This window comes from Paenibacillus sp. FSL H7-0918 (assembly GCF_038007025.1).
Classification (GTDB): Bacteria; Bacillota; Bacilli; order Paenibacillales; family Paenibacillaceae; genus Paenibacillus_AQ; species Paenibacillus_AQ odorifer.
Genome location: NZ_JBBOWJ010000001.1, coordinates 1356440 through 1372246, shown reverse-complemented (window position 1 = coordinate 1372246; position 15807 = coordinate 1356440). Strand labels below are relative to the sequence as shown.

Sequence of the window (15807 nt, the reverse complement as noted above, 5' to 3'; positions counted from 1 at the left end):
TATAAGCAATTTGAGATAAGAAAACAAATTATTGGAAATCAATCAAATATATTATTTATTTTTGTGTGAGCGGAGGTGAACAACCATAACAGCAGCGTCAACAAAAGTGACGGTCCCGTTCGAAGCACGGGATCTTATTTCCGGTGCTGTCCAGAATATGCGGAAGGCCATTCTTGGGGCGACTAATGATTTACTAGATTTTCGTCGAACTTCTGGACAAATGGGGGACAACCTTGTATCTGATTTACGACGATCCAGGAGCGCAGCAGATGAATTAGGCAGTCGCATTGGTAGTGCCTCGGACGAAGCTCGGCGACTGGGTCGGGCTAACATTGATGATATCTTCCGTCATGCACAATCAGGAGCGGATGATTTACGCCGTTCAGCATCTCGTGCAGATTCGGAGATTCGCGGAATGAGTGATTCTCGTGTGCATATACGTGCTCAAGATGAATTGAGCCCAGTCCTTGATGGAATATCTTCCAAGATTACAACGATTGCGGCAACTGCAGGTGCTCTAGTGCTAGGTGGTGGAATCAAGGATGCATTATTCGGGAATGTCATGGACTACTATTCCGAAGCTTCCCGAAGCGCTGCCTTATTGCCAGCGACTGCACGTGATCAAGGTCTTCAGACTGTGAAAGATCTAAATGTTCAGGGTATTATCCCTTCTCAGACGGAAGGGGCCAGACAATTAGCAGATATTGCCCCACTAGTCCGGGATAAATCGCAAACTAGCGAATTTCTGAGAGCTTCAGCAATGATGAAATATCTCTTGCCAGATGCAGGTTTCGAAGAGATCAATCGCGCACTGGCGCAGTCAGCTGACACGTTCGGTGAAACTTATGCTTCTGTAACTGACAGCATGATATATGCCTATGAAAAAGTCGGAGATCGACAGAAAGATCTGTTCGACACATTTTGGGAGTACAGCGGTTATTTTAAAAACACCGGTGCAAACTCTGGTCAGATGGCCAACTTCTTAACCCAAAGTGTGAAGGAAGGCTCCTTCAATTTTGATAAACCTGCCGATTTTATAAAGGAAACTTTTGGAGTTAAAGCTTTAGACGCTGGCGATATGGAGAAGTATTTTGCTCTACGCGGAGCTGGAAAAGCCGAAGCAGCAAAACAAGCTGCCTCATTTACTGGAGACATTAACTCCGGTGAAGAACAACGTGCAAAGGGTGCGCTCATGGCCCTAGTTGCTGATTTAGCCAGTCAATCACAGAGTGAGCTGAAAGCTTCTCTGGTATCTCTTGGATCAGCTACAGCAGAAGACAACGGGAGTGCTGTGCTCAAGACATTCCAAGTACCTTTTCAACCTGCACCTTCAGGTATTGCAGGGACAACAGAGAGAATGGTCAAGGCTCAGCAAGATGCTAATCCAATGCAGGATATTATTCAGACACGGGCACAAATTGATCAACAAATGCAGGAGTTGGGAGCAAATCTATCAACAGCAGTTCTTCCAGCACTTAAAGAATTCAATACTCTTATCACAGAAAATAAAGAGCAAATCCAAACATTTGGTTCGGGGATTGTAAAAGTGGTTACAACTGCGACTGACTTGTACGGAAAGTTCTTTGATGAAATCAATGTCGGTGTTGGATTGCTGATAGGAACCTTTGCTGCGAATAAGGTTTATAAGGGATACCAAAAAAGTAAAGATGTAGCCTCTGACATACGTGGGCTTTTTGGAAGAAGATCAACCAGTTCTGACTCATTACCAATAGAAGAAGTCGGTAGCTCTTCACGAAAACGATTTACACTCAGACGTGGTACTACTGGATCAAGTGGAGGTTTGGGTGGCAGCCTGAGCTCTCTATCATCTATGACTGTTAATGCCAGTGTTGTTTATCTTAATGAGGCTGGTGGTTTGGGTGGCTCAATTGGCGGTAAAGATAGTCGCTCAGGAGGTAGGTTTTCTCGACGCGGGCGCACCGGTGCGACTGGTTCAAACACCCGAACAACAACTGGCGGCAGCGATACAGGTGGCTCAATCAGAGCGCGTCGAGGCACTCGAACTACTAATATTCCTGATATCGATGCAATTCCAGACGTTGCTGGAAGAAGAGGACGAGTTTCCTATCGTAATACCGCTCGGCTTCGGGGGACGTCTGCTGTTCCGGATATCATCTCGGATGTCTCGGATATACCTGCGAGACGAGGGTTGTTAAAGGGATTTGCTAAAGGTGGGACCAAAGCTGTAAAAGCATTAGGAATTGCAGGTACTGTGGCGGGTATTGGCATGACAGGCTATGACCTGTATCAAGCATCAAGAGACGATGGGTTTAAAGCCGGAGTATCATCTACAGGCGGATCATTGGTCGGAGGTACAGCAGGGGGAATCCTTGGGGGTGTTGTTGGTTCATTAGCTGGACCAATAGGCACTGCAGTAGGAGCAGCAGCAGGCGGATGGGTTGGCGATAAATTGGGTTCCCTAGCCGATTCGAGCGGGGTTACCAAATCCGTTGTTGATGGAGTGGTTTCGGCTGCTGGCGGTATTAAGGATGCGGCAGCTTCAATAGGTGGTTGGCTCGGCTTCGGCAAAAAAGAAGAGAAGAAGCCAGAGGTTAAACCCCCACCTGAAGCAAAGATCACCTTTGGTAACTTGACACCGGAACGAGAAAAACAATTACAGGAGACCTTCAACGTTTTCCGAGCCAATGTCGCCAAGGATGGATTAAAGACCGCATTGACCAGTGCTGTTAACGAGAGCGGTGTTAAGGAAACGGTCGATAAGATTAAGAATACATTTGTTGGCGCGTGGAAAAGCACAGAATCGGGCAATGCTCAGCAAAACGTACAGGCTGTTGGAGCAGCTGCACAGAAAACGGCTGGGCAGACCCAGCAGTTGGGTGTGACTACGAAAGCCAGTACTGCTGGAATTGTTCAGGGTGCTGGTGCAGCGGGAGCGAGTATGCTCGGAATCGGAAATGCAGTAAAGACGGCGACGGATGAGACGAAGCAGCAGCTGCTATCGATACAAACGGTTACGAGTCAGAGTGAAAGCTGGGGCAGTACCATTATTACGAGGATTTCCAAGGGGATGCAGAGTAAATTCCCAGAACTTAAGTCGACAGCAATCGGTGCTATGGGTATTCTGAATACCCTGACTGGAGCAGGGTCTACGAAATCATTTGGTACACCAAGTCTTATGAAATCCAGTGGTGGTGCCGCATATGCAAACGGCGATATTATTACTCGACCTCATATCGGGTTAGTCGGTGAGGCGGGACCGGAAGCTATTATTCCTCTCTCAGCAGGGCGCCGGCAACGCGGGGTGAAATTGTGGGAACGAGCTGGTGCGATGCTGGGTGTCCGTGCGTATGCAAATGGAGGCATTGTTGGCGCACAGCCTTTGCGAACTCAAGCTTATAAGGCGAAGGCCTATATTGATGATAACAACGATAGGATAGGTTACGGAGCTGGCTATGCCGAAGGGATCCATGGTTCGCTTGAAATGGTGAAAAGGCAAGGTCTGAAGCGTTACACCAAGGCGATGAGTAAAGCGAGTAGCCTCACTGATGCTTATAAAATACGCTCGACGGGTCATCAATTGCGTAGGCAGGCTGCCAAGATGAAAACCTTTGCCAGAAGTACGAAATTACTTGGCAAAGTGGTTCGACCTGTTGGCTACGCCATGGATGCTTGGGATATCCTCTTTGCTGGCAAAGGAAAGCGCGGGCGACAGACTGCTAAAGTAGCTGGTGGAATTGGAGGGGGGATCTTAGGTGGCGCGGCAACAGGTGCAATGCTTGGTACCTTCCTCATGCCTGGTGTAGGAACAGCCGTTGGAGGTGCAATCGGGGGGCTGTTAGGAACAATCGGCGGTGAGAAGTTGGCCACAAAAATGTATGATGGTATTTCTGGATTCTTTGGCCGTCGAAAAAAGCGCAAGAAGAAGTACGCTGAGGGTGGACTTATCAGTGCTCCACATATGGGACTGGTCGGCGAAGCTGGTCCAGAGATGATCATTCCACTTTCGCGGCAGCGGAGTAAACGAGGAAGAGCATTGTGGGAACAGGCGGGGAGCCTGCTTGGTGTTCGTCCCTACGCAGATGGTGGTGCGGTAGGTATGAGATCTTCCAGTATCCCGGTAGCGAAGACATTAGCGCAGGCACCTGCAGCGATCCGCGATATCGTAATTGAGAACATCAACATCGATTTTGGTGAACTGGCCAAGGGAATTACCAACTTTGCTGAATTCGCTAAGATGCTGACCAGCCCGCAGGGACGAGCGTTGTTCCGCAAGGTTTTCGGCGAAGAGTTGTACAATGCTCTGGAAAGTGGGGGATAATCATGCTGACCATGATACGTGATAAGAATCGTTTCACCTTTCCAATTACACCGGCAGAGATACAGATTACTAGCAGCAATGAGGTAGACTCCTTTGTTGTAATCACCGGTGAAGAGAAGACAAGTAAGAGACTCACTTCGAAGCTGAAGCGGGTTTCTTTTTCTGTGCTCTTCCCACGAGCCTGGGAAGAGCTTTGGGAGACTGGAAAAGAGACGGTCGCTTACCAGTCTCCTGAACAGGCTTGGAAGTTGATGGAGGAATGGAAGCTCAAGCCGGTTGTGATCAACTTTGAATCGCTCTTTTCGCAAACCATGTGGTTTGAAAGTTTCGAGGCCACGTATAAAGATGGTCAGGCGAATCTGCATATCACATTTAATTTTGTAGAGTTCAACCCAGTTAAAATTGTTTCGTATTCCAACACAAAGCAGCTTTTGAAACCGGGTGTAATCATAACCAAGTCATCCAAAAGTCGACCTAATACAACGGGGAAAACGGACAAGAAGAATAAGACGAAGAAAAATGAGAAATCGAAGAAAGCAGAGGAAAAAAAGAAGAAAAATGAAGAGAAGAAATCCACTGCTAACGCTAAAGGCAACTTTGATTATCTGGCTCAAAAAGAACGGATTTTGGATAAGAACTCTAGCGTTAAATAAAAGGCGGGGTTGAGATGGATAACTTTGCGATCCTTTACGGAAAGGAGAGCAATCGGCAGCTGTTGACGGATGCGGCAGTTGAATTGTCCTGGTCTTCAGCACGAGATGAAATCGCACGCAGCTCAACTGTTCGACTCCGCAACGCTGCTGATCTGAAGGTAGCCGGTATGCTGATGTGCTTTTCACAACGATTAAAAGGTGTGGGTGTGCTTCATCACAAGAATCAGTTCTTCCATGGTCCCATCATCAAGTATGAACAAAATGAGTTCACGGATGAATGGGAGGTTGAAGCGCGGGAGATGAGTTGGTATTTAGCGAAGAACAAAGGCACACGCCCATACTTGAAGGGTGAAGCCGGTGCAGAGCTGCAGCGTTATATCAAGACTACCGGAATTGATTTTCGATGTCCTTCGTTAGGGTTCAACCTGGATGAACGCTATGGCACGATGTTCCATTCAGAAGTTATCTTGGATGTGTTGCAAAAGGCATATGAGCGTAGCGGCTACCGCTATCATGTAGATGTAGTCCGAACGGAAACTAGTTTCTACCTGCAGGTAGTTAGGGAGGGAACGAACACCCTTGTTCCAGTCTTCATTCCGGAGCAGATGGAAGCCAGCACCGCTGGTTATAGCATTGAGGAGACTTACACAGTTGTTACCGCACAGAAGTATAAGGACGATAAGCTGGCTTCCTCAGTCACCAAAACAGCAGCAGGTGCAGTTCAAGCCATGGGCAGGATGGAAGAGATCATTGAAGTGGAAGAAGATGAGGACCCAGCTACGATTGCTACGCAGCGCCTGAAGGCTTTGTCGCAGGCGAAGCAGATTAAGAAAATTACTGTCAAGCATGAAGACCATACGCTGACAGGGCTTCGGGCTGGATGGATGGTGTTGATCAAAACGGACCATACCTCCAAGTGGATTGTAGAGTCTGCAGAAAGCAGTTTTAAGAATGGGTTATACACTGTGAAGCTTGAACTGGAAAGGAGGGAATAACGTTGCTAAATGACGCATTGAATTTGTTGAAGGAAAAGACGAAAGGTCATATTGACTCTCGAGATACCGAACGAGCGACATTATTGAGCTGGCCAGGTAATCCGAAAATTCAGGTAGAAGGTGACCCGGAACCTTATCTTGCAGATAAACTGGTCTTTGCAGAATATCTGCAGGAACGCCGTATCGATGCAGTCTTTGAGGTTGAGCAACTTGAGGTTTCAAAGTTAACCGGTGTCCTAACGATCCCCAGCCCTCTGAAGGTTGGAGATCAGCTTATTGTTTCTCGGATGACAGGCCAGCGGTATTATGTGCTCGGGAAGGATGTGGGCAGTAGTGGCGGATAGTTTCTTTCCTGAGTTAGATATATCGGACATTGGAGAAGTCGAACTTACTGAATCTGTTGTATCGGCTACGAAATGGACGTACTTAATCGATTACCGTAATCGGCGCGCCGTTCTTACTGAAGATGGTTACCCGAAGAAGACCAGCACTTATGAAGAATATCTAGTTCAGACAGCACTCAAGATTCTGAATACTGAGCGTTTCAGGTATGTGTTATACGGCGAGGAGGTTGGCGTGGAGAGATCGGAGTGGTCTACTTGGGAGGATGTAGAGATCAAACGAGATATGGAGGAAGCTTTGACTGCTCATACCGAGATTGTGCGTGCTGAGGTGCGATCGATGATTCGAGAAGGACAGGAGATGCATCTTAGAATATTGATAACTGGCTTAGCGGGTCAAGTGGAACTGGAGGAGGCGATTAGTGTATGACCATTAAACTGAGTGATTTACCGTCACTCCCCTACATGCCTATCCTAGAAGAAGAGCCGGAGGAAATCTATCAACGTTGGGTTAACCGTGCCATAGCCTTGGCGCTTGAACGAGGGCTACCACCGCCGCCAACAGGAGAAGGAGAATACTTTTATGATCTTTGGTATCCACTTGCGTTAGAGCTTGCGGAGCAGCAAATGCTATGGACTTATGGATTCGTTCAAGGGTTTCCGATTTGGGCAGATTCCGAGTATCTTGATGGTCACGGATGGGCTGCAGGTCTTATCCGCAAGGATGGGGAGAGTGACGATACATTTCGCCTACGGATGTTGGGGCGTGCTGCTACCGAAATCGGGAGCGGACGTCGCAAAGATTATGAAACCTGGGCTACAGAGATGGCCGGTGTTGGTGGAGCGATAGCTCGTGAAAAGGAACGGCATGATAACTCCATCGATCTTTACTTGACCAACCTGGACGGACAGCCAATTACTGAGGAATTTGCTGAGACGGTCAAAGTATGGATGTGGGAGGAGCGACGGATCGCTGGGCATGACTTATTGGTACATCCGGCTCCGGTCTTTAATGTGCTTTTAGAGACACGTTTGCTAACGTCTAGCGGTACAGATCTTACTGTCCTGGCAGCGACCATTCAGCAGCGTGTATTGGATTACGCAAGCGGACGATCCAAACTAATATACAATTACGTGGCTGCCTTACTACTATTGCCTGGCGTGGATGATTACGAGAGTTTGACCCTCAATGGGGATGAGGAGGATATTGTTCTCCCCTTGTCGTCTGTTTTGAGAGTGGAAGTGATCCTGCTATGATTCCGCTTAGATACCGCGAAATGCTGCCACCTTATTGGTATGAGATTGATATGGCAGATCGTCATTTTTCAGTTTTTGAGAAGGAAATGGACGATCGTTTGCAAACTATAGACGATCTGAGCAATCAGTTTATTCTGCGAAGATCGACCTGGGCGTTGTGGATCTGGGAATGGATGTACTTCCGGAAGACTCAAGAGGGAAGCGACGATGAACGTAGGGAGGCGATACGCCGGAAGCGCTGGGGCGATCGTCCTTTTAAGCTTCCTCTGCTTCGAGAACTAGGGAATCAGCATGGTATGTTGATAAGTGTTTCAGAGGATTTTTTAGCAAAAGAGATCCATTTTGAATTTTCCTTAGTTCAACCGTTTAACATGGCAGGTCTGCAGGCTGATTTTGAATACGTGCGTCCGGTTCATATTCGTCGAGCAGTATTTAGTTCAGCAGTTCCGACGCAAGTCATTAATATAAAAGGTACTGGCTACTCGCATGGAGTGGACTTCCCGATTTGCGGGTTTGAAGTTCCGTTTGGAGGAGGGGAGTAATGGCAGACGTTATTAAGCAGTTGCTTCTTGAGAAGTTGATTTCGAATTTGAATGGTCACATCGTCAGCGCGCGGGTGAATATAGGAGGGGTTCAGACGACGTATCCTATTTACAACACAATTGTATCTGGTATGTCTGTTCGAAAGTACATTTATCTAACGGAGACTCAAGCTATCGGCAAACAACTTTTAGGCGCAGCCTTGCTGGATGCTGAAGGTAATATACTGGCAGATCAACCCCTTCTCGTAACTAAAAACGATAAGGGGTTTTTGATTGCCTTTGAATTTGTTTTGAGATTGGAGGCGAGTGCTGGTGGCGTATAACAAGCAGCAGTGGAAGGACGAGATTCCCGACTTGACCAAGCCGATAAAGGATTCCTCGGGAAAGCAAAAGACTGACCCACAAACCGGGAGGCCTTTGTATGAACTGGTCCAAGAAGGTACACGTCTTACATCTCAGCGTTTGAATCACATAGAAGATGGTATTGAGATCGTCCATGAACTGACAGATCAAAACGCTGCGGATATTGATACACATAAAAAAGATACAGTTAAGCACATAACGGCTGCTGAAAGAGCGGAATGGAAAGCCAAGGAGACACTTGCAGGTGCTCAGACTAAAGCTGATGCTGCTCTATCAGCTGCCAAAACCTATGCAGATACCGCGCTACTTGCAAAGGCAGATAAATCATCCACTTACAGCAAAACAGAGACTGACCAGCGTATTCAAGCTGTGGTCGGTGCTGCACCGGACGCTCTCGATACACTTAAAGAAATTGGGGACGCACTGAATAATGATCCGAACTTTGCAGCCACGGTCACCAATCAACTCTCAGGCAAAGTGGATAAGGTCGCGGGAAAACAACTTTCAACAGAGGATTATTCATCTTCTGAGAAGGCGAAGTTGGCGGGGCTTACTCCTGGGGCTGGGGGGGCAGGATCGGCTACAGATGCTACGATAGGTAACCGTACAGCTGATCCTTCGATTACTACTCCCTATAGCTTGACGGGCACTATCACTCAGTGGTTTTCCTGGCTTACCAAGTATCTTAAATCCATAACAGGCAAAGCTAATCCATTTGACACACCTGACATAACACTAGCCGCAACTAAGACACACGTTGACGACACTACAAGGCACATTACAGCCACAGAGCGTACTGCCTGGAACGCAGCAGAGAGTAACGCAAAGAATGCATCTATTCCCAAGACAGAAAAGGGTGCTGCTAGTGGTGTAGCTGCGATGGACGCTACCTCTAAGGTTCCACGTGTTAACACATACAGTTCATTAGGTGGAGCTGGAGGTGCGACCAACCTCAACACCTTATACACTGCTGGTACGTACTCAGTTACTAATACGGCTACAGGCGCCCCAGAAGCTAACTATGGACAAGTTATAGTTCATGTAAGCTCTGGTGACACTCACGACAACGTAGCTAACTGGATATGGCAAATGTTCTTTAGTACGATAGGTCCGATATACGTTCGAAGAAAAATAAATGAAAAAGAGTGGCAAGAGTGGGTACCTCTGTGGACAGGGTATAATGACTCCCCTGTATTTATGCCCAGAGCACGTATTACTAATAACACAGACTTTAACACCTTACTAACTAACGGTATATGGTCAATTTATATGCCTACGGGAATTACTAACGCTCCAGCTGTAACCTATGGGCTTCTGTTTGTGTACGTCTCTGACAAAAGTACTACGTATGTTAAGCAAGAAGTTATAGATGTTACCAATGGAAACACCTATATTCGGGCAAGAAGTAGTGTCGCGGTCTGGTCAGCTTGGAAGTTATCAGAGACAACGGATAAAAAGAACACAGCTAACGGGTATGCGGGACTTGATGCAAATACTAAATTACTTGATGCCCACATTCCTGCTAGCATTGCTAGAACATCGCAAATCATACCTGCTAACACAGACTTAAACGCGTTTAGAAATGAGGGAGACTACTTCTGCCCTAGTAACGCGACTGCGGCAACTATCTTGAATATGCCTACAGCTATTGCGGGACAATCTTTTTACCTTAGAAATAACACACATGCAGGAGTTAACCAGTCCATCATCTCGTATAATTCTGCGTCATTTAGAATTTACACACGCAATTACTATTCGCCAGGTTCTCCTCAATGGTCGGATTGGATGGAGATAGAGCACAGTGGAAGAAAGAATGTAGCTAGTGGATATGCGGGACTGGATGCGTCTATTAGAGTACCACGTAACAATGTGTATAACTCTTTGGGTGGAGCTAACACTATCCCTACTGTGGATTTAGACCTTGCACTAACGGCGGGAGTATATCCTATTAGTCCTGTTACACTTAACAAGCCAGCCGCAAGTATGTGGGGGCAAGTGTTGGTTTTTATCAGCGGCGCAGAAACGCATAATAACGCGAATACATGGACTTGGCAGCTACTATTGCAATCTAGCGGTGGTTCTTATGTGAGATTTAAAGACGCTGCGGCTGCATGGAGTACCTGGGTTCCGTGGTGGACGGGTAACAACGACAGCCCATTTATTAGGGATAGAGGGTTGATCGCCAACGCGACTAATTTCAACAACATAGTAACTAGTGGTCTTTACGCCATGTTCCAAGAGCCGCCAATAACCTATGTGAACTCCCCGCTAGTGAATTACGGTCTTCTCCAAGTTTCGAGAGTGGATCACAACGGGACTTTTTATATCAAACAAGAGGTTATTGATGTCATATCGGGCGCAATCTACACGCGAGGAAGATCGGGGACAAGCGCTATTTGGACGGCTTGGGTATCTAGTATCAGCAGTGCTGGGGGTAACTTCACTGGCCCTGTATCAAGAACTTATAGTTCTGAATCGGTAAAACTCAGCAACGTAGCTTCTTACAAGGGCAATATTAATAACACAGGTGCGATTAAGATAACCCTTCCGGTTGGTTGGAACGCCACTATGATGACCATAAAAATAACGGGGTATGAGTACGCATCTAATCGCGGGGCGTGGGAACTTATCATTGGCGGGTATAACTTCACTGGCGGGTGGATGATGACCTCAGCTCTGGCAGATTCTGCGGCGGGGAGTTTACCGTTTACGTCTGTGCGTCTTGCTTACGATGGTACTAAGTGCTGTATCTTATTAGGAACGACTACTAACGTATCTCAGTACCCGCACATAGAGGTAACAGAGGTGTTAGCGTCTCACAATGGAGCCAGCGCCTTGGCCTCTGCGGGTAACTGGACGATTACAAATATCACAAGCGAAACAGGTATAACGAACGCTGTCATTGTACCGATAAAGTGGGGTAACGCCGATACACTGTCCGGGTGGTCTCCTTCTCAGGCTCCAACACCAAATACAGTAGTTGTCCGCAATAGCAAAGGGGAAATCCCGGGTATAACCAGTACGGCGGCGAAAGTAGAAGACCTGCCGGTAGCTAATTCAACAAGCGGGGTTCCGGTGCTGGCGTATACACCTACGGCAGACGAGACCATTACTGTTTTGGTTTATCTTTCCCTGTTATACGATACTAAAATCTCGATATACGTTCAGTATGTTGATCCTAGACTTGGACTGACAGCTTATGAATTCTTGCCCGTGTCAGCGACACCAGCACCATACGACGGCTACGTGTTTGTTCCGGCGTTCATTAGAGTAAAGGCGAATGAAACAGTGTCGCTTTTAGTGACTCACAACAATACAACAAACCCGGCATATGTAACAGCCGCAATAAGAAGGGAGTAGATGGAATGACTAAACTAGTATTGCCAGGGGATGCGAAAGCATCCCAAGTGCTTGAAGGCGTTAAATACAGCGCGGGAACGGTTATGAACGGAACTGGAACCATGAAGAAGCAAACAGATTTTTATGTGCCTGTCACGTTATACGATGCCTCATTTGGTCGCGTGGCTTTCTCACAGGCTGACGGTGTTTACAACGGTTACCACGACGAAACCACCAAGTACACAGTGGAAGAACCTAACCTACAGCCAGAGAATATCCCTAAAGACATGATCATGTTTGGGATACAAGGCACTATGGCTGCTGCTAGTGCAAAAGTTGTGCGTTCCACATATTTAAACGTCCCAGCGCAAAGTTCAATTTCTGTAAAGGAATCGGCTCCTTTTAATACCATTGAAATGATGATTATAGACTCATATTTCGTTGCGCAAATACCACATTCTGTGATTTACAAAAGACCTGGGGAATCCTATAAGTACATGACGGTAAAGGGACAGTCAAACCCGTTAGAGGTTAGTAATATAACTCTATTGGATGGGAAGCCCTCCTTTACCTTAACGAATCCAGCGGGGTTCTCACAAAACTGCTACTTGATAAGCTATGGAACGTAACTTTTCGATAAAATATTCCAATCTATAATGCTTTGTTTGTCTTGAAACTACGCCATATAGGCGTTTTTATTTTGCCCTCGGATCCCCGGGGGCTATTTATATTAAGGGGGGAAGGTAGTGGAGATTACAACGATTACAGCATTAGTCGCAGCAGTAAGCGGCGTTGTATTAGGGTGGGTTACCAGAACGTCTGCATTTAAAAAGGATGTGGCACAAGAGGCTGGTAGTGGTGCGGCATTGCGTACAGACGTTGAGTACATCAAACATGGTGTTGATGATGTTCGATTTGAGTTAAAAGACCAGATAAGACGATTTGATGCATTAACAGAGCGAGTAACACGAGTTGAAGAATCTACCAAGCAAGCCCATAAACGCTTGGACAAAATCGAAGAATAGAGAGGATGAATTTATATGGAATGGAATGCAGTTGCGAATTTTATTAAGCCAGAATTGCTGATGGTTGTCGCTGTGTGCTGGGTGATTGGCTATATCCTTAAACAAACCCCAAAGATACCCGATTGGACAATCATTTACGCAGTTACTTTAGCTGCAATTATCCTGGTTGTACTGACTACTGGATTAAACGTAGACAGTGTTCTACAGGCGATTTTATGTAGTGCAGTTGCTGTGTACGGTAATCAACTGGTTAAACAAACGGCTAAAGCGAAGGAGGGGAATGAACAATGAAGAAGGTATGGATCGACGCAGGACATGGTGGTAAGGATCCAGGAGCAGTTGCAAATGGTTTAAAAGAGAAAGACATCGTACTGTCAGTGGCTTTGGAGATTAAAAAGCGACTCGAGACAAATTATGATGGAGTTCAGGTGTTACTATCCCGTAGCACTGATGTGTTTCTGGAATTAAAAGAGCGCACAAATCTAGCCAACAAAGCAGGCGCTGATATCCTGGTTTCAATCCATGGTAACGCTGGGGGTGGCTCTGGTGGATTTGAGACATTTAGATATATAAAAGCCTCAGCCACATCGGCAGCACTGCAAAACGTCCTGCACTCAGCGATTATGGACACGCTCAATAAGGTCGCTGTTGGCGTGATTGACCGAGGACAAAAGGCGGATAACCTGCACATGGTACGGGAGAGTAAAATGCCAGCAGTACTCACAGAAAATTTGTTTTTGGACGTGGCAACTGACGCTGCCAAACTCAAAAAAGATGTGGTTATCCAAGCAATCATTGATGGCCATGTGATCGGGATTGCAAAGTATTTGGGACTGAAGAAGAAGGAAGAAGGGAATCAAGTGAATAGAGAAAATAAAGTGGCTGTATTCGTAAATGGCAAGAAGGTGGCTGACGGCGTACTTGATAACGGCACTACCTATACTCCTGCACGAGCTGTAGCAGAGGCTCTAGGGGCTACAGTTGTATATGACGCAGTAAGAAAGAAGGTTAACATTACAAAGTAACTTTTTAAACATCTTAAGATTATATATCCACTGGCCTAAGCTGGTGTTTTTTTTGTTTAGCTTGCCCAGAGGCACGCATTATCTAGTTATCTAACAAAAGTTGAGGGTGTACAAAGAAGTAAAGTTATCATAGACTAGACGATCAACAATGGAGGTCGGAGAATCCACGGAGTTTTTCTATCTGACTCGAAAAAACTTGGCAAGAATAGAAGAGCCAGCGGACAAATGACCGCTGGCTAAACTCGAAAAAGTGATTTCATCCAGAAACTAAATTCTATGTAGTAACGTTATAATGTCTGTCGAGTTTCCAGTGACTGTATTTTTATTAGGGAGCAAATATAGCCCCTTCATTATTGTAGTATGCGTAATGAGATGAAGTGTAAGTAAATGATACAGTGACAGATACCGCCTGGTTGCCAGCTTGAACACCTCCGGAGGTAGAAGTTTCTCCATTGTTGCAGAACTGACCATTCACAATCCAATAGATTTGTGTTGGATTTACTATTTTTGCAGTAAGATTACCTCCGTATACTTTAGAATAAGGTAATGTAAGACCGGAAAGTGTGTTTTTTGCATTCATTTGAACATCGAACATTTCATTAAATTGATAAAAAGATCCAGAATGGTACGTAATTGCATAAACCATTAGAGTTGGATTGTAATACGGATTTACATCTAAAACAACTGAAAATTTTGATACTCCTGTACTTGCAGCAGCCAAAGTTGAATTTTTAGAATTTGTAGATGAATTTGATGTTTTATCGGGGTGTGTAGTTCGTACTTCTTCTACTGTTCTACCACTATTTTCTGCAATTTCAGCAATAGCTTCTTCATAACTCATTTCTTCTACAGTCACTCGATCCCCCAAACTTTCCAAATTGTTCAAATCAATTTTTCCTTGAAGCAAATCAGAATTAATTTCTTGGAGTTGCTGTGAACTTGAATCGCCTTCAGTGCTTGCTGCGTAAGAATGAGAAGCTGGCAAAATAAGTGATGCACATAGAGTTAAGGATAAGGCAAATGCTGATAAAACTTTTTTCATAATAATGTCTCCTTTTCTATTAATTTCTTACACAATATATCATAATGTGGTATATCTTGTAAACTATTGAATTATAATCATCTATAACCACCATTATTGAAAATTTGGACTATCTTGGATATTCTTAGAATTATATTTAGTTTTTTGTCTTTCTCAGTAGGGTTTTCAGGAAGATCCAACCCCCAAACTTGATATCTATCATTAGTACGAACAAACCCAGAAACATACTGTCCTGATTTGCCAAATTCGACATCATTTAATGTTAATCTTGAGTCTCTAAAAACTCCGGGGAGTATATCCTCTGTTCCAATGAAGAAAACAGGGTATTCAATACGACTAAAGTAATCTTGGTATGCTTTGGTTGCAGCTTGATTAAAATATTCCCTCGTTACAATAAGAGCATCATAGGTCTTGTTTTTTTCCTCTAAGAGATCCGTTAATTCTATTGGTTTGTAGTTAATATTCTCAACTTGTTGAAACGGATTCTTTCCTACGATAGCAATTTCTAAAGGGATTGTAGGTAGGTCATATAGTTCGCTATTATTTGTTACAGTTTTATTCTCCTGACATCCTAAAAGAAGCACTGATAAAATTAATAAAAATGAAAGTAATTTAATTCTCAAAATTCAACTCTCCTTCCAATTTTAAAAGATAGTTTATATTTACAAACATATCTTTATATTACATTATTTAATGATAAATACCAATTATAAGGAATCTCCTAACGGTCTTTAGTGCAAATATACAATCGCTGTGAGAAATGGCCTGGGAGCCGTTTGCAACAGTATTGGGGATATAAACATAGTTTCACCACTCCATAATTATAATTTTTAGAATGACGTAGGAGGGCAGGTAAGTCTTGGATCATGGGAATCACTGTCTCTTTTTTTCATTGCTTAAAATTTCCTAATGCGGTTATAATACA

At 45.1% G+C, this 15807-nt stretch carries 15 protein-coding genes; 13 read left to right on the top strand and 2 right to left on the bottom strand.

Annotation, left to right across the window (positions count from 1 at the left end):
* Positions 1-106 precede the first annotated feature (106 nt).
* The 13 genes from MHI15_RS06260 (at position 107) to MHI15_RS06200 (ending at position 13840) form a co-directional block, all read left to right on the top strand.
* On the top strand, positions 107-4300 hold the full coding sequence (locus tag MHI15_RS06260) for a hypothetical protein (protein WP_076302519.1): 4194 nt from the start codon (positions 107-109) through the stop codon (positions 4298-4300).
* Between the two features lie 2 nt (positions 4301-4302).
* Positions 4303-4953 (top strand): hypothetical protein, encoded by a 651-nt coding sequence (locus MHI15_RS06255; RefSeq protein ID WP_076302520.1) that lies wholly within the window; start codon positions 4303-4305, stop codon positions 4951-4953.
* 14 nt (positions 4954-4967) lie between these two features.
* Positions 4968-5948, top strand: a complete 981-nt coding sequence (locus MHI15_RS06250; RefSeq protein ID WP_076219560.1) for an XkdQ/YqbQ family protein — start codon at positions 4968-4970, stop codon at positions 5946-5948.
* Between the two features lie 2 nt (positions 5949-5950).
* On the top strand, positions 5951-6292 hold the full coding sequence (locus MHI15_RS06245) for a hypothetical protein (protein ID WP_076138588.1): 342 nt from the start codon (positions 5951-5953) through the stop codon (positions 6290-6292).
* Positions 6282-6719, top strand: a complete 438-nt coding sequence (locus MHI15_RS06240) for a contractile injection system sheath initiator (protein WP_256715244.1) — start codon at positions 6282-6284, stop codon at positions 6717-6719. The genes MHI15_RS06245 and MHI15_RS06240 overlap by 11 nt, the downstream gene beginning before the upstream one ends.
* Positions 6716-7546 (top strand): baseplate J/gp47 family protein, encoded by an 831-nt coding sequence (locus tag MHI15_RS06235; RefSeq protein WP_076219559.1) that lies wholly within the window; start codon positions 6716-6718, stop codon positions 7544-7546. The genes MHI15_RS06240 and MHI15_RS06235 overlap by 4 nt, the downstream gene beginning before the upstream one ends.
* Positions 7543-8088 carry a DUF2313 domain-containing protein gene (locus tag MHI15_RS06230; protein ID WP_076219558.1) on the top strand — a complete coding sequence of 182 codons (546 nt, stop codon included), beginning with the start codon at positions 7543-7545 and terminating at the stop codon, positions 8086-8088. The genes MHI15_RS06235 and MHI15_RS06230 overlap by 4 nt, the downstream gene beginning before the upstream one ends.
* The gene (locus tag MHI15_RS06225; RefSeq protein ID WP_076219557.1) at positions 8088-8411 is read left to right on the top strand and encodes a hypothetical protein; all 324 of its coding nucleotides are present in this window, start codon (positions 8088-8090) and stop codon (positions 8409-8411) included. Before MHI15_RS06230 ends, MHI15_RS06225 begins: the two co-directional genes overlap by 1 nt.
* Complete coding sequence (locus tag MHI15_RS06220) at positions 8401-11811, top strand: pyocin knob domain-containing protein (RefSeq protein ID WP_179087529.1); 3411 nt, start codon at positions 8401-8403, stop codon at positions 11809-11811. The genes MHI15_RS06225 and MHI15_RS06220 overlap by 11 nt, the downstream gene beginning before the upstream one ends.
* 5 nt (positions 11812-11816) lie before the next feature.
* A complete protein-coding gene (locus tag MHI15_RS06215) occupies positions 11817-12419 on the top strand; it encodes a hypothetical protein (protein ID WP_076219556.1) in 603 nt (200 codons plus the stop codon).
* A 117-nt stretch (positions 12420-12536) separates the two neighbouring features.
* Positions 12537-12815, top strand: coding sequence for a hypothetical protein (locus MHI15_RS06210; protein WP_076219555.1), 279 nt, complete (start codon positions 12537-12539; stop codon positions 12813-12815).
* A 15-nt stretch (positions 12816-12830) separates the two neighbouring features.
* Positions 12831-13106, top strand: coding sequence for a phage holin family protein (locus MHI15_RS06205; protein WP_076219554.1), 276 nt, complete (start codon positions 12831-12833; stop codon positions 13104-13106).
* Entirely contained in the window at positions 13103-13840 is a 738-nt protein-coding gene (locus MHI15_RS06200) for an N-acetylmuramoyl-L-alanine amidase (protein ID WP_076219553.1), read from the top strand. The genes MHI15_RS06205 and MHI15_RS06200 overlap by 4 nt, the downstream gene beginning before the upstream one ends.
* 325 nt (positions 13841-14165) lie before the next feature.
* On the opposite strand, the gene MHI15_RS06195 is transcribed toward MHI15_RS06200, so the two are convergent.
* Together MHI15_RS06195 and MHI15_RS06190 are read right to left on the bottom strand one after the other, a co-directional pair.
* Positions 14166-14882, bottom strand: coding sequence for a hypothetical protein (locus tag MHI15_RS06195; RefSeq protein WP_076219552.1), 717 nt, complete (start codon positions 14880-14882; stop codon positions 14166-14168).
* Positions 14883-14959: 77 nt separating this feature from the next.
* Positions 14960-15505, bottom strand: a complete 546-nt coding sequence (locus tag MHI15_RS06190; protein WP_076219551.1) for a hypothetical protein — start codon at positions 15503-15505, stop codon at positions 14960-14962.
* Between the last annotated feature and the right edge of the window lie 302 nt (positions 15506-15807).

What these genes read in the sequence shown, in the direction of transcription:
- MHI15_RS06200 (WP_076219553.1), top strand. Translation starts at nt 13,103, where the DNA reads ATGAAGAAGGTATGGATCGACGCAGGACATGGTGGTAAGGATCCAGGA.
- MHI15_RS06225 (WP_076219557.1), top strand. Translation starts at nt 8,088, where the DNA reads ATGGCAGACGTTATTAAGCAGTTGCTTCTTGAGAAGTTGATTTCGAAT.
- MHI15_RS06235 (WP_076219559.1), top strand. Translation starts at nt 6,716, where the DNA reads ATGACCATTAAACTGAGTGATTTACCGTCACTCCCCTACATGCCTATC.
- MHI15_RS06255 (WP_076302520.1), top strand. Translation starts at nt 4,303, where the DNA reads ATGCTGACCATGATACGTGATAAGAATCGTTTCACCTTTCCAATTACA.
- MHI15_RS06205 (WP_076219554.1), top strand. Translation starts at nt 12,831, where the DNA reads ATGGAATGGAATGCAGTTGCGAATTTTATTAAGCCAGAATTGCTGATG.
- MHI15_RS06195 (WP_076219552.1), bottom strand. Translation starts at nt 14,882, where the DNA reads ATGAAAAAAGTTTTATCAGCATTTGCCTTATCCTTAACTCTATGTGCA.
- MHI15_RS06230 (WP_076219558.1), top strand. Translation starts at nt 7,543, where the DNA reads ATGATTCCGCTTAGATACCGCGAAATGCTGCCACCTTATTGGTATGAG.
- MHI15_RS06215 (WP_076219556.1), top strand. Translation starts at nt 11,817, where the DNA reads ATGACTAAACTAGTATTGCCAGGGGATGCGAAAGCATCCCAAGTGCTT.
- MHI15_RS06250 (WP_076219560.1), top strand. Translation starts at nt 4,968, where the DNA reads ATGGATAACTTTGCGATCCTTTACGGAAAGGAGAGCAATCGGCAGCTG.